The sequence below is a fragment of the bacterium genome (assembly GCA_021372535.1).
In the GTDB taxonomy this organism is placed as follows: domain Bacteria; phylum Latescibacterota; class Latescibacteria; order Latescibacterales; family Latescibacteraceae; genus JAFGMP01.
The window spans coordinates 40820-57698 of the sequence record JAJFUH010000063.1; the positions used below are offsets into that span (position 1 = coordinate 40820).

Sequence of the window (16879 nt, forward strand, 5' to 3'; positions counted from 1 at the left end):
GGGGAATGGTAGTGCTCCCGCCGTTTGACTATGATATCCGGATATCGTTCATTTTGTAAACGTCATATCGGGTTTTACGGCTTCAGCGAATGCGACGAGAAGCCGGATGGTGTTCTCCACATCCTTCATGCTCAGCGTTTCCACGGGAGTATGCATATACCTGAGAGGTATGGATACAACACAGGCGGCGACACCCGCCCGTGAAATCTGGATGGCATCGGCATCGGTGCCGGTCGATGATGGATTGACCTCGATCTGGTACGGGATGTTGTTTTTCTGCGCGGTTTCCACGAGCAGATTGAAAACATGGGGGTTGCTGCGCGAACCGCGGGCGATGACCGGACCGCCCCCGAGTTTGATGTCGCCGACCCGTTTTTTCTCCACTCCCGGCTGATCGGAAGCGTGCGTAACATCGATTGCGATTCCGACAAGTGGTTCGATGCTGAACGCGCTCGTGTACGCGCCCCTCGCGCCGGTTTCCTCCTGTACGGTCGAAACGCAGTATACGCCGGCCTTGAGTGTCTTCGAACCGGCAAGGGCTCTCAGCGCTTCTGCTACGATAAAAGAGCCAATGCGGTCATCGAAGCCGCGTGCGACATAAAGGTCGTTCCTGAGCGGTATAAAATCGTACGTGTAGGTTACCGGGTCGCCCAGAGCAACGAGAGATTCGGCTTCCTTTTTGTCTGCCGCGCCTGTATCGATGACGAGGTCTTCAATTTTCGCTCCCGTGCCACGGTCTTCGCTCTTCATGAGGTGTATGGGAGGCTTGCCGATAACGCCCGGAATCGGTCCGTGGGAGGTATGAACAGTCACCCGTCTCCCCGGAATTATCGGTTCGTCGAAACCGCCGAGTGCGCCGAAGGAGAGAAACCCGTTGTCGTCGATATATGTGATGATAAAGCCTATCTCGTCACAATGACCGGTAAACATGATACGGGGGGTTCCCTTGGCGTTGACAACACCGATTGCATTTCCCTGTGTATCGCCCGTGACTTTTTCGGCGAACGGGCCGGTATAATCACGCCAGAGTTTCTGGACGGGCTGTTCATACCCCGATGGGCTCGGATTAGCAAGCATGGATTGCAAAAAATCGAGCGATTCTTTCCTCATGGTGTTCTCGGCCAGAAGAGGGAGCGCGGCAAGAATGGATGCGGTTGAGATGAGAACGGCAATCAGCGGAATACGCTTCATGGACTTAACCTCCGTTACCGGGATGAATTATGTAACAATATGATAACAAAAATGTTGTGTATATTCAGTATACGGTTGCTCCCGAAGATTCACAAGCAGGGATTACCTGAATAAATGATAATGTACGGAAAGAATTTTCGTTTTCAATAAAAAAAGTTTTCTCTCCCCGTGATTTTTTATAAATTAAAATACATGAATATCTCGTGAAGAAAACGGGAGATAAGCCACGGCAAGGATGAGGGGAAAACATAAGGGTATAAAACCATATGATCCGTAATATCATAAAACGCTTCGAGCAGGGGTCGGATTATATTCCGTATGGCATCACCTTTGTCATAATAGTGGGAATTTTCGATTTACTGACAGGGACAGAGATTTCATTTTCCATATTCTACCTGCTTCCCATATCGCTGGTGAGCTGGTTCGGGGGAATAATTCCCGGTGTTGTGTTTTCCGTGCTCTGTACGGTTTTCTGGTTCATGAACGAAAAGATCGGCGGGCATTTCTATTCTCATGAAATCATGGCCTACTGGAACGCATTGATGAGGGGTATGATATTTCTCATGACTGCGGTCATTCTGTCGCAGTTGAAAAACGCCCTCGGAAGGGAAAAGAAAGCCCGTGAAGCCGCCAACCGCGCCTCCTCGATGAAATCGGATTTTCTCGCCACCATGAGCCACGAAATCCGCACGCCGATGAACTCGGTCATAGCGATGACCGATCTTCTGTCGGAGACGCCGCTCAACGAGGAACAGAAGGAGTTTCTCCAGATTCTCAGGCGCGAGGGGAATCACCTTCTGAAAATTATCAACGATATACTCGATCTTTCGAAAGTCGAAGCCGGTAAATTCGATATCGAAAACGTTCCCTTCGATCTCCGGAGGCTCATCGAGGAAGTCGTCTCGGTTATGTTGGTGCGTATCCATGAAAAGGGCCTTCGTCTTGAACATACCATCGGAACGGATGTTCCGGCGCATGTCATCGGCGATCCCTCATGCCTCCGCCGTATTCTGATCAATCTTATCGGTAATGCGGTCAAATTCACCGCGCACGGAGAGATTAATCTCAGGATCGAAAAGAATCCCGATAATCCCGCTCCGGGCAGTCTTCTGTTTTCCGTTTCGGATACCGGCATCGGCATACCCGCGGAGAAGCTCGATATAATTTTTGACCGTTTTACCCAGGCGGATATGTCCATTACCCGCACATACGGCGGTACCGGCCTCGGTCTCAGCATATCGAGGAGGATGGCCGAAGCGATGGGAGGCAGTTTATGGGCGGAGAGCACGGTCGGGCAGGGGAGCACGTTCCATGCGAGCCTGCCGTTCGGTGTTCCCGATAAGGCTGCTGAACCCTCCGGTTATGCTGCCGGAGAGATGAGGGAAAAGAAGAAAACCTTCGAGCCCGATACACGCCCGCTCCGTATTCTGCTGGTGGACGATTACGAAATCAACCGGCGGATTATAAAAGCTTTTCTCGGCAAAACTCCGTACCATATCGACGAGGTCATAAACGGTGAGGAAGGGGTGAATAAGGTCAAATCCGGCAGGTACGATTGTGTGCTCATGGACATGCAGATGCCGGTGATGGACGGGTATGCGGCGACGCGGGCCATTCGCGCCTGGGAACATGAGATGAGCCGCCCGGAGACACCCATTCTGGCGCTGACCGCTCATGCATACCGCGAGGATGTGCAGAAAAGCATCGATGCGGGCTGTACGGCGCACCTGTCAAAACCGATCCATAAGAATGAATTGCTTGAAAGCATATACGCCGTAACGGCGGATGTGTCCCCGCAGAGTGAATCGGAACACCCCGGGTCCGGGGGATACCGCGTTACGGTTCCCGCCGAACTGCGTGAGATTGTCCCCCGCTTCATCGAGGAGATGAAGGATTTCACAGGGATTATTGGCAGCGCGCTGGGGCAGGGTGATACCGAGACCATTCGTCAGACCGGCCATAAAATAAAGGGAACGGGCGGCAGTTACGGATTTCAGGTTTTATCCGACTCGGGGGCCTCGATTGAAAATGCCGCGCGAAACGGCGATATGGACGAAGTCCGGTCTCAACTTTTGAAATTAACCGATTATCTTGACCATATGGAGGTGTTCTATGAATAGTCCGGAACAGCCAAAACCGAAGGTACTTGTAGCGGACGATGTGGAATCGATTTCCAATCTCATGAAGTTCATCCTGGTGAAAAACGGTTTTACTGTCGATGTCGCCGCGGATGGCGAGGAATGCCTCGAAAAGGTCAGAACATTCAATCCCCATCTTGTCATCCTCGATATCATGATGCCGAAAATGCATGGCCTCGATGTTCTGAAGGAAATCAACAAGGCGGAGAATCCCCCCGGCGTCATCATGTGTACCTCCAAGAGCTACAAACCCGACCAGGACCGTGCTCTCGAGCTGGGAGCGTTCGATTATATTGTCAAACCCTTCCACCGTGACGAATTTCTCCAGAAGGTGCAGAAATATTTCCTTGGCTGGACCGGTATTGAAGAGACATCGGAAGAAAAACCCGAGCACGGTTCACTGGTTGACGCTTTTATTCCAAAGATAGAAACATCCCGCTGTTTCTGCCGTCTCTGGGGCACGCGCGGATCGGTGCCCGTTTCAGGTCTCCGCTACATGCACCACGGCGGCAATACATCGTGCATCTCATTCGAATGCGGAGACGAGATTATTATCTTCGATGCCGGTACCGGGATACGCGAGCTGGGAATGGAGCTTCTGAAACAGCCGCCCCGCAGGCTTCATATGTTTATATCGCACACCCACTGGGATCACATCCAGGGATTCCCGTTCTTTGTGCCCGCATTCCTGCCCGGTTTCGAGATCATCGTGTACGGCGCATCCGGGTTCGGGAAGGACCTCGAATCGGTGTTCAGGGGGCAGTTCGACCGTGACTATTTCCCGATCCAGATGGATGACATGAAAGCTGATTTCAAATTCGTGCATCTCGGCGAAAGCCCCCTGTGTATCGGCGACACCGAAATATACTGGGAGTTCACCCATCACCCCGGCGCGGCGCTCGGCTATAAGATCAGGGCCAACCGCAGGATGGTCGGCTATGTCAGCGACAACGAATTCCTCAAGGGTTACCTCGGTCACCCGGACAATGTCACGAGGGACAGCGAACTTCTTCAGCCCTATAACAAGCTCGTGGAATTCATGTCCGATATCGATGTTCTCATCAGCGAGGCCCAGTATACGAACGAGGAATACCAGCACAAGATCGGCTGGGGGCATTCATCGCTGTCGAACGCCTGCCACCTCATGCGGCTCGCCGGCATCAAAAAGTGGATTGTGACGCACCACGATCCCATGCACGACGACGAGTTTCTGCACAAGAAGCTCAACCTCACGAGACAGATCATGCGCGAGCTGAACTACCAGATCGATGTGTCGAACGGTTTCGACGGGCTGATCGAATATCTGTAAACTCGCACCGTTGGTTTTTCTCTATTCCATAATCGATTGAGATACGGGTATATCCGGGGCAGGGGAGCGGGTATGTCCGGATAATTTCTATCTCACGAGCAGTATTTTGCCGGTCGATGAATACGGGCCCGCCGTTATGCGGTACGGGTATATCCCCGAGCCGAGTCTGCCGCCGTTTCTGTCGGTTCCATTCCACACTGCGCTGTGAAAGCCTGCGCTTTTCATGCCATCCTCGAGCACCGCTGTCTCTCTCCCGAGAATATCGTACACGGTCAGCCGTACGTGATTTTCACAGCCGAGCATGTATGTAATGGTCGTTGCGGGATTGCAGGGATTGGGAAACGGCGGGAAAACCGTGAAGGAATCGCGGGCGCGGTCGACAATGGAAACGGTGGTGTCCTCGGGTGTATCGTTGAAGGCGAGGCTGTGCGACCAGCCGTCGGCGGCGTTTTCAGTTATTGTGCCGCTGTACCACGCGAGGGGCGCCATGTGGTTGAAGGGATTGGGGAGGAAGGATGAGCCCAGTTTCCTGTTGATATCCTCCGGGCGCCAGCCGAACGACGATTCGGTGCCGACGACATCGTTGGCATAGAAGTAATTTTCGAGCAGATACACATGCTGGAGGGTTGCCAGCGCGTTGATTTTATCGATGGTGCAGTCGGAATCGGCATCGGGCGCTTCACCGGGTATGTAGGGATCGAGCAGGGTGACCTGAATCCGGATGGAGCTGTAATTCTGTGAAAGATAGATGGCCGAAGCCCGAGCATTCCATGTTCCGGCGCTGTGAGCGATAAACTGGATTTGTTCGAGGTTCGGGAGCCTGTTTTTGATGAGAGGGCCTAAATGCTGGCCGTGCTGATGCGAGATTTCCGCCGCCTGAGTACCGTTCCTGATCGCATTGCCGAGGATATTGATACCGCCGCTCAAATCCAGTATCGGTCCCGTGGCTGCATCTTCGGCCCAGTTGTATGCCAGCACGTTCCAGTCGGGATGGGCATTAACCCAGGCATCCAGGGCGGCGACGAGCGCGGGCCATCCGTATCCCTCATACGGATTTTGCAGCTCGTCCGGATTCCAGCCGTGGATGAGGACGATCAGTTTTCTGACGGAGCTGTCCACCGGTATGTCCGCGGGGAAGGAAAATGACTTGTACAGCGCATAAGTTCCCGTCACAGCGGGGGTGTAGCTCCCGGCGCAGTCGGGAACGCCGTCATTGTAGCGATACCACGGATTGAAGGTGACCGTGCCCCCGGAAAACACCCATCGGTCGCGCTTGAAATCGAAAACACCCGCATCGCCTTCCGTCGGGGTATGGTACAGGAATATCTGCGACTGAGTTGAAAGCGCCGGGACGCTCATCGTTATGCGTGTCGTTGAGCACAGCAGGTTTTCATAGTCCTCGTTGAGCATGCCCCGCGCATGAATATCCTGAATCCTGACATCGTATTGTCCCGCAAAAACACGGAACGGCGCTTGAATTACAAGAGCGAACACAGTCAGTATCATTACCATGCGGTACCTGTACATGATACCCTCACGGAAAGTCCGGCGAATTGGAATGTATATCGTATTCATGGTATAGTATATCCGGACGGGAAAAGCAAGAAAACTCTTTATATATAGAGTCAATTGAAAAAATGGCGTTCTGTACAGATATATAAAAGGGTGTTTCGAAAAAACGGGACACACATGCCGGGGTGAGGAAAGAGTGAAGAAATAAAAAGGCCCGCACGAGGGTCGTGTGCGGGCCTGGAGTGTGGAGGGGATTGCGGATGCATTGTTTGCATTCTCGCATGTAATTAAACGGCTGAACTGTCCCTCCAGTTCCGTTTTTTTATGGTCACTTGAGAAGAAGCATCTTCCTCGTGGCGCTGAATCCGGCGCCTCTGACACTGTAAAAATAAACCCCGGAAGAAAATCTGCTGCCGTCGAACACCACATTATGGGCGCCCGCCGGGAGGAAACCGTCCACGAGCCGCGCAATTTCCTGGCCCATGATGTTGTAGACGACCACCTGCACGGTTCCGGCCTGCGGCAGGCTGAACTGAATGAGGGTTGCCGGGTTGAACGGATTGGGCTGATTCTGCTTGAGCACGAGACTCTCGGGAATCTGCCCCTGTTCTTCGACGCCGGTAACGGACTCGTCATACTCGAACAGTCCGAATGAGCTGAAGCTGTTTGTATACGCCTCGATATACTTGTTGATGGTGTCGATCCTGCCCTGGAGCATCTCCCATTCCGAATCGGACAGGAGTCCACCGAGCGCATCGAGCGGATTGTCCTTGGTCGGGTCGATATTCAGGGGAGTCCAGTTGGGATTGTCCTTCCAGTGGGCGATACGGAGTTTCAGAGGATCGAAATCCGGATTCTCCTTTTCCATGTCGCCGTAATAGATGCGGACGAGGGCGCTGTCCATTCCGGCGCGGATCGTTGAATCGGCGTCGATTTCGATCATCTTGAGAAACTGGTGTTTGTTGAGCTGTTTGTGAGGATTTTCAAGCACTTCGGAAACCAGAATCTCGCCGGAAACGTTGTCGTCTTTCATCGACAGGTCTATTTCGGCGTTGAACGTGCCTTTTACTTCCACGACCATTTCACGGTTGCGGGCCTGAGCCTGAATGCGCTCGCTCGTGCTCGGGACAACGAGCACCCTGACAAGGCCCCCGATATAGCCGGACTTGATCGTTTCTATCGAACAGCTTGTGAAGGCGAGAATACCCTTGACAATATACTTCCCGCCTTTGTCGGGAACCACGTCGGCGAATGTCCCTTCATGAGTGAACACGCGTCCCTCGCCGGGTTCGATGGTTACGGTGAATTCGGCGGATGATTTACCCGCTTTCTCGCTTGAGCTCCAGAGAACCTCTTCGTTCGAGCCCAGGATGGCCCAGTTCACATAGTCCTCGTTATCGAACGTGAAAGTAACCGCTTCCTTGCGAGTGTTCAGAATGCCGAGAAAAGCCTTGAACGGCGAATCCGGCTTGTACACCGTCGCATCGGTTCCGAAGGATATGACGAGACCCTCGACGAGCTGACGGTTGAAGACGACCGGCTGGTCGGGAACGTTCTTTTTGGGCTTCAATACGATACTGAGGAGGTTCTTTTCGCCGAGGAACCGTATGGTTTCGTTATAGGGATAATAACCGTCCTTGTAGACACTGAGGATAAAGTACATGCCGATCGGGACATCGGCGATCGTGAAAGCGCCATCGCTGCCGGTGGTTGCCGACCAGCTCTGTTGAGATGTGCTCGGCATGAAATTCACATCGTTCTCGCGCATTTTCGGTATGACGGGTTTAAGGTAGATTTCCGCGCCCTCGACCGGGTTGTACTGCTGATTGTTGGAGACGGTTATCGCCGTCGCGGGGGTAGTCACCGTTCCCGCAAGCGTGCCGTAGGCGAGGTCCTGCGATATGGTGAATGTCGTTTTCGCATAGATGGAATAACCTGTCAGGCCCGCGTAGAGAATATGTTCGCCGGGTTTGTAGGTGAGGATATCCGGGCTGTGTGTCCCCTCGTACGTGACGGAACCGCCCGCGGGAACAACCACTTCCTTCTTTGTGAGCGGCCGTGAGAACAAGAGCTCGTACTCGGTATTGAGCGTATCGATCATGTACTTGATCGGGAGGAAATCCACGATATTCAGGGTGATATCGCTCTGGGTCGTATTGGAAGCGGTCACCGTGAAATCGATGATCTCGCCCATTGAATAGGTATCCTTTCCCGTGGCGACCGTGAGCTCGATTCCCTCGGGAAGAACGGGAAGGCTTTCGATCACGAGGAAGGACTGATACGCGCGGATGTTCGTTCCGACAAGCTCGGCCGTTATGATGTGCTTGCCCGTCGCCACCTTGAAATCCTCCGGCGTATGGGTGAACGTCCACTTGTACGTATCACGCGCCGCGATGGTCACCGAGGTAAGCTCCTGAGTGAATGCGCGGTCGGACGACCAGCGGTAATCGTTGTCGATCGTATAATCGACCTGGAGAGAGCTCGGGAAATCGAGTTTCACTTCCTTGTCGCTCCAGTTGAGCACCGTAACCTCTATCACGATGTTTTCTCCCTCGACATAGAAGGACTTGTCGAGTTTTACATCCATACGGTAGAAGACCGGCTGAGGCGCCTCCTCGGGGAACGTCGCCTTGACAAGCTGGTGCATCTGCGGGCCTGCTATGGTGTCCCATTTCCGCATAACGCACCCGACACCGGGAGCGAACCATTCCTCGACATATCCGGCATCGGCGACACCGGGCCGTTTGGTGATGAAATGGTATACGTCGCTGAACTTACCCATGGGCGTTTCAACATCGAGACCCGTTTCGAGAAGGGTGATTTCCGCGTCCTTGTTTATATCGTCGAGGGATTCATCATCGTTTCCGATGTCCGAAACATTGACATTGGGACGGTTTTTTCCGGTTGTGTTGCCGGGGTCCTCTTTCTGAGCAGTGGCCGAGCGCCATTCGAGCTTCCATGAATCACCGGCGCTGCTCCCGAAATCATACCACATCCGGTAATAACCGTTGCGCCATTCATAGACCTTTTTGCCGATGCGGAAGTATGTCACCTTCTCGGACTGAAAATACTTCATGGTATACGCCAGCACCGTGCGCTGTTCCGGTACGGCGATTTTGGTGAATGAATCCACATGGTCCACATTCTGATCATCATAGGCCCAGATCATGCCCTGATCGAGAGGGAAATAGCTGTCATCGGCCGCAAACGCCGCTGTCGGCATGATGACCAGAACAGCGGTCAGAATCAGTAAAAGTTTTCTCATCGGTTGAATCTCCTTTGCAACGTGTTAAAAACTTACGGTATTCGTCATTTCTATTCTGAAAATCCCTTGCCGGCTGCCTGGCAGCTCATGTATTAACGGGGCGGCTTTCTCACTGTAGACTAACGAGAGGGTGAAAAGGTTTCTAGTCTGGGTGATACCCGAGAAAGCCGACCCTTTTTATACATCTGCTGTTGCAAGATACCAGTAACCTGACAGGAATGCTGTGACTCCGGTCACCTGAACGAAGATATTCACTTCGCGAGCGCAATTTCATGAGGCGCCGGGCTGTCCGTCCGGGTAAATAAAGAGCAATGATTGTGCCAGAAAGGATGAAAAGGCCCGCAAACGAAACAACTATCATATTGATATTCATGAGGTTGAAAAATGAGCGCCTGTTTTGGCCCGCTTCGCCGTACCGGAAAGAGTGTTCGACATATTTGTCGAACATTTTTGGCAATAATTAATAATATTGTATAATTAACAACATGTTAGTGGGGTATGACCGATACAGTCTTTACCGACACGATTGTCGAGATGCACTATTGTTCCGGTGTTTGATTGACAGAATACCCCGGTGCATGAGTCGGATAGAGAGGTATGCGTCAGCTCAATGATAAAAAAATCCCCCTCTGTTTCACTGAAGCAGAGGGGGATCGAGAGGATATGATACGGGGTTTGGTGGGGGGAAAAATCAGGCGATAAATGTTACGAATTCGACAGCCTTGGCAAACAGGTATGCAGCACCAACACCGAACCAGGCCAGGGTTACTGTAATCAAAAGAATGCTTTTCATGGTTTTCTCCGGTTTTCAGCGGTTGTTTCTTCAGCTTTCTGATATATGAGACGAAAATCCCGGGGAGAAAATTTCATATTTCCGCAAGGTACACCTTTAAGGGATATTTTGACCATATTGGCAGACAGAAACTGCCGGACAGGCAGAAAATGTCCCGTCATGTGACAGAATGTCACAGCGTGAATGCCATGATGTCATAATGAGAAACCGGGCTGGTAACGGGCATGGATGGAGTATTGATGTAAGATGTAATATAATAATACAGTAAGCACTGAATCTGTTTGAGCCTGCACCGAGGGAAAATATCTGGCATGAAGTTTGCAATATATAAAACCAGGCAACCGGTACAACTGAGATACAGGAAAAAAATATAAAAATATTTCACTGTCATCCGAGGAAGTAACCGGCGCTTCTTACCATACATTCTTCATTGATGTCTCCTCTACCCGAAAGCCTCCCGCAAGGGAGGCTTTTCTATGACCGGTACAGTTTTTCATGTAAAGAATTTTTAGACAGGATTAACAGGATTGACAAGATAAAATGAAATGTTTTCGGTGTTTTTTTCATGACTAACGATTAATCACAGTGTAATGGGTAATTTGACTTTCTTTTAACCGTGCGGAACTCACCACTTTCTCACACCCCTCTGAGCAGATTCCACAGAAGACGGTCTGCTGCCGGATCGCTCCCCAGGTTTTCCGCAATTCTGTATGTACTGATGACAAACCGCCCGCGTCCATAAGGAACGACCGCCAGATCGGCGCCGTACCGCGGGTCACGGGCGTGTTCGCATCCCCGTATCCTGAAGTGGTAGCCGATGGGCGTTCCGAACGAGCCGCCGAGAGTCTTCATGCCATCGATGCGCACCGAGGTGAGCGGCATGATGTTGGCATAACGGTCGTCGAGCACATGCCCGGGATCGAGGCCCTCGAACACGGGATGTTTCCTGAAATAGTGATAAGGCCCGGCGAAACGGGGCTTTGAGTCGTAGTAGGGGATGGGGAAGTCGAACACATCTGTTTCGAGCTCGGTCGGCGAGCACCAGCAGACGTACTTGCCCTGGTCGCGCAGCTCCTGGAGTTCCTCGTCTGCATCGGAAAGGCAGATAAGCGGCAGCCCGAGGAACAGCACATCGGCGCCGTCCTCCTTCACCTTTCTCAGAACTTCGGCGATACGGGCGTCGCCGAGGCGTTTTTTATCGACCGGCCCGACGACATACAGCCCGGGATTCGCCGCGGATGTCCCGACACCGTGGCCTTCGAGCCATGTCAGTACTCTGCCGTCGAAATCGACGAGATGGATGGATTTGAGTTCCGATACATCGCCGGTTGGAGGCAGCGCATATGTGGAGTAAACCGCCGAGTCGATAAGTTCACCGCCTTTGGACAGCTCGGCCCGGGTCGTGTAAACTCCCGCCGAGTCGCCGGTTCGTGCGGAGCCGGTGAAAGCTGTAGCGATACCGGGACCGATGCCGAGCTGTTTCCGTTCATCGAGAAGCGCGGAGCCGTCCGGGTTCGTTACGGTCACCGCGAGATCGACCGCGCCGGAAATACCGGCATCGTTCACGATGTATACCATGATAGTGAATGTTCCGCCGGGGAATATCGTCCGCTCCCATGTCTCGACCACGACCCTGAGGGGACTGTTCGCCTCGCGGGCAGCGTGATAAGCCTCTTTGGGATGGAACAGCGGGTCGAGAATTCCCGCATTGCACTCGTAATCGTTGTCGTGGAGCTGGGTGAACACATACCCGGCGCAGAGGCTGTTCGTCCTGAGGGCCTCGATCATGCGGCGCGCGGACATTGCCTGGACAGCCTGCGTTTCGCGGAGGGCGGCCTCGTAGGAGTCAAAAACATCCGCAAGCTCGCGAGCATAGTAATCGCGCAGGATGCCGTCGATACGGCGGTACACCGCTTCATCACGGTAAGTGACACCGGCGCCATCCTCATAGTGTTTGAGCACTTCCGGCCAGAGCGGGATGCCGCCGCAGCCGAACTCGCTCTGGAGAAAGAGCTTGTCGGGGGAGCCGCCGCCGATACGGTGGTTGATGGTGAAGGTCTCGAACTGGTGCGACCGGAAGAAGTCTTCGGGTTTGCCGAGATTGCGGAAAATCTCATATCCCGCGTGCGACAGGGGATACGACATGTAGAGGTGGTTGTCGTAATAGCGCACCGGCTCGTCGCTTCCGGGGAGATAGTAGTTGCAGGTCACCGCGCCGCTGTCATCGGAGATGATGCGCCCCGGGTCTTCTTCCCTGATTGCGCGGGCGAGCGCCGGTTTGAGCCGCTGTACTCCCATGTCGGCCTTGTTCCAGTACATCTTGGTGCGTCCGAGGATGTCGGGCGCGCCGCGCACCCCCGATTCGTTGAGAATTCCCCACATGACGACCGAGGGGTGGTTACGGTCGCGACTGACCATGTCGCGGACTTCGGTGAGGGCGCGCGCCTCCAGCTTCTCCGAGTCCACGATCCATCCGATGGCCGGCTCCTCGAACACGAGCATCCCCTCCTCGTCGCAGACATCGAGAAATTCCGGCGTTGTCGGGCGTATATGAACGCGGATGAGGTTCCAGCCGCCCTCTTTGAGCAGACGCACGATACGGCGGGTTTCTTCCTTCGATTCGGGACAGGCAAGGTTTTTCGGGTACTGCTGCTGATGGAGCAGGCCGCGGAGAATGATTTTTTCGCCGTTGAGGTAAAAGAAATTGTCCCTGATTTCGAAGCTCCGTATCCCGAAACGCTCCGAAACGCTGTCCGTGATGGCGTGTTCGCAGGAGAGCCGGGCGGTCATGGTGTAGAGTACGGGACTGGACAGCTCCCAGAGCCCGAAACCGTCGAGTGGGAGATCGATGAGTGCAAGATTGCGGCCCTCCTCGATGCAGGCCATCCGCGAACAGGATGACAGCACCTGTGAGCCTTCGGGTGTCGAAACGAACAGAATGATTTCGCCGTCACGGGCGCGGTCGCTCCGGATGATAAGCCTGACCCGCGCCGTTTTTTCCGCCGGATCGGCTGTGATGAACATGTCCTCGATGTATGTCCGGTCGGTGATGATGAGGCTGACATTCTGCCAGATGCCGGAAAAGTTCACATACCAGCTTTCCTTGCCGGAGGGTATCTCCATGTGCCTCAAGCCCTCGATTTCGCGGCCTGTCCCGTCGTTCGGCGGATCGATCACCCGGACGACGAGCGTATTGTCACGATCGAAACGGACCGCGCCGGTGATGTCGAGCTCGAACGGCGTATAACCGCCCTCGTGAGAGCCGATGACAGTTCCGTTCACGGCGACCTCGGCGAAGTAATTGACCGCGTCGAACCTGAGCCTGATCGTTTTACCCTCGTGTCCGGATTCAAGCCGGAACCGTGTCCGGTAAAAGGCGACGCCCTCGTATTCGGGCTCGATGAGGTTCCACGTGGACGGAACCTCGATGGTGCGGTCGAACGGGATGGCGCTGTCGGTAAACAGACCCGCCCCGACGCCGCTGTTGTCACGGTCGAACGTTATTTCCCATGTTCCGTTGAGCAGAACGGTTTCGCGGTACAACGGAGCCTCCTTGATGGTATTTATGTGTAAAAGAATACAATTTACGAAAAGAATGCATGAATTTCGGTTTCACATCCAGCGGAACAATATACTCCATCGGAAAGAATTTAGGAATCAAAAAGGCTCATGGGACATACTTTTAACCCGACCTATTCATAAAATTCTATAGAACGCGGATTTTCGCTGATTGTACTCTTGAATATATCTTTTTTATGTGAATGATTAATAATTACTAAAGATATTATATACAATTTGTTATATCTATCAGTGTCTTAGTGTCTTTGTGGTTAGAAATTATCATGAATAATCAGGGTTAAATCGGGGATTGCCGTGATTTTTATTCGCTTGACAAATTGGGTATGGCATAATATATCTACGTTCTTATATAACTAACTTATGGTATGAAATTGAGAGCTTTTGGTTTGCAGCAGAACATGATAGTTGCCGTTGTAAATCATTGAAACTTATACACACATAACACTTTGATAATACATATGTTGTAAGGAGGAAACAGGAAATGGACAAGCAGAAGACCCTCGCGAGATGGACGTATCTTGTCATTGTTTTGGGACTGCTTTTTAACGTGTTGGTGTATTTCAAGTATCATGTACCAATTGTTCCTTATAAGTATATGAAAGGGGTGTCCACAAGCGAGTGGCTTTCGTTCCTCTTTATAGAGGTCAACTTATTTATCATGTGTTGCGCACCATTTTTTTTATTGTGGTTTGCCACTGTGGACTTCAATAAAAAATTCGGTTCTTTTCGCGTATCACTGTCGATGCTCATTTTCTCGATTGTCGTTGTTATTTCCGGCGTTGCGATGTTTATCCCTTTTTACTACGGAAGCAGTAATCATAGCATTACTTTTTCGCAAATTGTGTCAGTTTACATGTTACAGGTGTTTGAAACAGGGTTAGTTTTGGTAATTATTGCTTTGGTATGTTCTTTTAATAAATTCTCCAAAGCGGGTGGTTACGAATACCAGTGGGAGGGACACACAATCCGTTACGAGGCTGTTGTATCCCACAAAACCCTCTGGCTCTACTCGCACGATGAACTCTGGGTCGACGGGAAACTTTGCGCGCGAACAGGCGGTATCCATTTATCGGGAGGGAAAGCCAGCTGCCAGATTGAACATGCCGGGAATCCTGTGACCATCGCGATGATGACGAAGACCTATTGGAAAGGTGATATGGGTATGAAGTACCGTCTTCTTATCCAAGGTATTGAAGTTGACAGCGGAATCATGCAGATGATGCTCCGCCTGTAAAGGAAATAATCCGAAAACACCTTGGATAGTAGGGGCGGTTATCGTGCAAAATTCTCAAAGGAAAACTTTATACCGATGATTTTGAAATTTTGCAGGGAAAAATGAAGAAGGGGAAATACCATGAACCGCAGAACATTCGTAAAAGCCGTACCTGCCGCCACCGTGCTGGCCGGATCGGCATCCTCCTTCGCTCAGTATCTGCAGCCGGTCATGCTGCCGGAGCCGGGGAAGGACGGCGGAATGTCAGTACTGGCAGCCCTGAGGGAAAGAAAGACTGTCCGCGCCATCAGTGAAGAGAAACTTCCCCCGCAGGTGCTCTCCGATCTTCTCTGGGCGGCGTTCGGTGTGAACCGTGAGAAAGCGGCGTTCGGCAAGCCGGGAAGAACGGCCCCGTCCGCCAGCAACTCGCAGGAAATCGACCTGTATGTTGCCATGCCCGAAGGTGTTTATCTTTACGAGGCGGTTCCCCATCGGCTGAAACCCGTTGTCGCCGGGGACTTTCGGGCCAGGGCGGGAAGGAGGGGCGCGGGCGTGGCTCCGGTCAATATTTTCTATATAGTCGATCTCACCCGTTACGATCTGGGAAGCGGGCAGCCGGACAGGTCCATCGGAGACCCGGAGGTTCAGAAGTCCTACTATTACACCGACACGGGCTTCATTGCCCAGAATGTCTACCTGTTTGCAGCCTCACAGGGTCTGGCGGCCTGGTTCCACAACTGCGACAAGGAAAACACGGTGAAGGAATTCGGGCTGCGGCCCGAACAGCGCATACTCTTCGCGCAGTCGGTGGGTTATCCGGCGAAAAATTAGCCCGGCCTGTCCATAAGGTATAATGGAACGCGGATTTACGCGGATCGGACGGATTTACGCGGATTTCATTTTTTATTTATATATCTGGGTCATCCGAATAATGAGTACCTGAACGATTCATGAATTATCAGCTTGTTTTTTTTTGCCCTCACCCACCTAACTCCCACTCCCCCGCTTCGCGCGGGCGAGGGAGAGCTTCCATACGGACGCTGAAAGTTGAACCCTCTCCCATGCATGGGAGAGGGAATCAAAGGGTGAGGGAACATATTGTAAAACAATGCGATTAAGAAAAATCATGATATGTATATCCCGCCTTCTGAAAAATGACAGGCATTTTACGAACAGCACATTTACCGGGAATCCGGGTATGCATTTACCGGATGACACTCTTATATAAATAAGGGGGAAACGGCGAAGCCGAGAGGGATCAATTATCTCAGCTGATTTAACCGGATAACCGTATTATGGAATTCTCAGCTTCTGAAAAAATCCGGTTGCATTTTTCACGGTAATGCTGCATTTTTATTACAGGGCCGCCTGCCTTATTATCATATTACTTGTGGTGCTCAGCGACCACGCGGTGACGATTTTGCCTGAAATCGGCGTATTTATGGGAAGGCAGCCTTTTTATTTTCCCCTCCTCAATCCTTTGTTGATCATTCTATAATATCTGCCGGGGAGATGTCCGATTCGCCGGGCTGTCGCTTTGATGCGCCGCAGTTTAAGAGAATGAAATCATCTATATATAAACCGGGTGTATTATATATTCATCACCCTCCCTGCAGCCGTGAAGGAGACCGGAATGGAAGAAAAAGACTATATCGTCATCGTTCAGTGTGATCTGGTCAAGCAAAGATGCTCGGGATATTTCTGCGAAAAAGCGTATCATGAGCGTACGGGCGGATTCGCGGAGTACCCGCGTGACAAGGCCTACAGGACGCTCTATCTGACATGCGGCGGTTGCTGCGGGAGAGCGCTGCACCGGAAGCTGAGTCACCTGATCGGCAGAATGGCAAAAAAGGAGAAGATTGAAAAAAACCGGGTGATC

The 16879-nt window shown here is 52.2% G+C and carries 9 protein-coding genes; 5 read left to right on the forward strand and 4 right to left on the reverse strand.

All coding sequences use genetic code 11. From position 1 onward, the window contains the following. Window positions 1-48: 48 nt before the first annotated feature. On the reverse strand, window positions 49-1110 hold the full coding sequence (locus LLG96_06820) for a M42 family metallopeptidase (GenBank protein MCE5249916.1): 1062 nt from the start codon (window positions 1108-1110) through the stop codon (window positions 49-51). Window positions 1111-1457: 347 nt separating this feature from the next. Between LLG96_06820 and LLG96_06825 the strand changes: the two genes are divergently transcribed. Beyond that, window positions 1458-3311 carry a response regulator gene (locus LLG96_06825; protein MCE5249917.1) on the forward strand — a complete coding sequence of 618 codons (1854 nt, stop codon included), beginning with the start codon at window positions 1458-1460 and terminating at the stop codon, window positions 3309-3311. Continuing rightward, the gene (locus tag LLG96_06830) at window positions 3304-4638 is read left to right on the forward strand and encodes a response regulator (protein ID MCE5249918.1); all 1335 of its coding nucleotides are present in this window, start codon (window positions 3304-3306) and stop codon (window positions 4636-4638) included. The genes LLG96_06825 and LLG96_06830 overlap by 8 nt, the downstream gene beginning before the upstream one ends. Before the next feature lie 87 nt (window positions 4639-4725). On the opposite strand, the gene LLG96_06835 is transcribed toward LLG96_06830, so the two are convergent. From LLG96_06835 to LLG96_06845, 3 genes are all read right to left on the reverse strand, one after another. Next, window positions 4726-6213, reverse strand: a complete 1488-nt coding sequence (locus tag LLG96_06835; protein ID MCE5249919.1) for a hypothetical protein — start codon at window positions 6211-6213, stop codon at window positions 4726-4728. Between the two features lie 265 nt (window positions 6214-6478). Next, on the reverse strand, window positions 6479-9415 hold the full coding sequence (locus LLG96_06840) for a T9SS type A sorting domain-containing protein (GenBank protein ID MCE5249920.1): 2937 nt from the start codon (window positions 9413-9415) through the stop codon (window positions 6479-6481). 1429 nt (window positions 9416-10844) lie between these two features. After that, a complete protein-coding gene (locus LLG96_06845) occupies window positions 10845-13751 on the reverse strand; it encodes a hypothetical protein (protein MCE5249921.1) in 2907 nt (968 codons plus the stop codon). A gap of 517 nt (window positions 13752-14268) precedes the next feature. On the opposite strand from LLG96_06845, the gene LLG96_06850 reads away from it, so the two are divergent. The 3 genes from LLG96_06850 to LLG96_06860 all read left to right on the forward strand — a co-directional run. After that, window positions 14269-15021, forward strand: coding sequence for a hypothetical protein (locus LLG96_06850; protein ID MCE5249922.1), 753 nt, complete (start codon window positions 14269-14271; stop codon window positions 15019-15021). Window positions 15022-15141: 120 nt separating this feature from the next. Next, complete coding sequence (locus LLG96_06855) at window positions 15142-15831, forward strand: nitroreductase family protein (protein MCE5249923.1); 690 nt, start codon at window positions 15142-15144, stop codon at window positions 15829-15831. 802 nt (window positions 15832-16633) lie between these two features. Next, window positions 16634-16879: CGGC domain-containing protein (locus LLG96_06860; protein MCE5249924.1), on the forward strand; the 246-nt coding region annotated here is incomplete at its 3' end.

What these genes read in the sequence shown, in the direction of transcription:
- LLG96_06820 (MCE5249916.1), bottom strand. Translation starts at nt 1,110, where the DNA reads ATGAGGAAAGAATCGCTCGATTTTTTGCAATCCATGCTTGCTAATCCG.
- LLG96_06855 (MCE5249923.1), top strand. Translation starts at nt 15,142, where the DNA reads ATGAACCGCAGAACATTCGTAAAAGCCGTACCTGCCGCCACCGTGCTG.
- LLG96_06825 (MCE5249917.1), top strand. Translation starts at nt 1,458, where the DNA reads ATGATCCGTAATATCATAAAACGCTTCGAGCAGGGGTCGGATTATATT.
- LLG96_06840 (MCE5249920.1), bottom strand. Translation starts at nt 9,415, where the DNA reads ATGAGAAAACTTTTACTGATTCTGACCGCTGTTCTGGTCATCATGCCG.
- LLG96_06835 (MCE5249919.1), bottom strand. Translation starts at nt 6,213, where the DNA reads ATGAATACGATATACATTCCAATTCGCCGGACTTTCCGTGAGGGTATC.
- LLG96_06830 (MCE5249918.1), top strand. Translation starts at nt 3,304, where the DNA reads ATGAATAGTCCGGAACAGCCAAAACCGAAGGTACTTGTAGCGGACGAT.
- LLG96_06850 (MCE5249922.1), top strand. Translation starts at nt 14,269, where the DNA reads ATGGACAAGCAGAAGACCCTCGCGAGATGGACGTATCTTGTCATTGTT.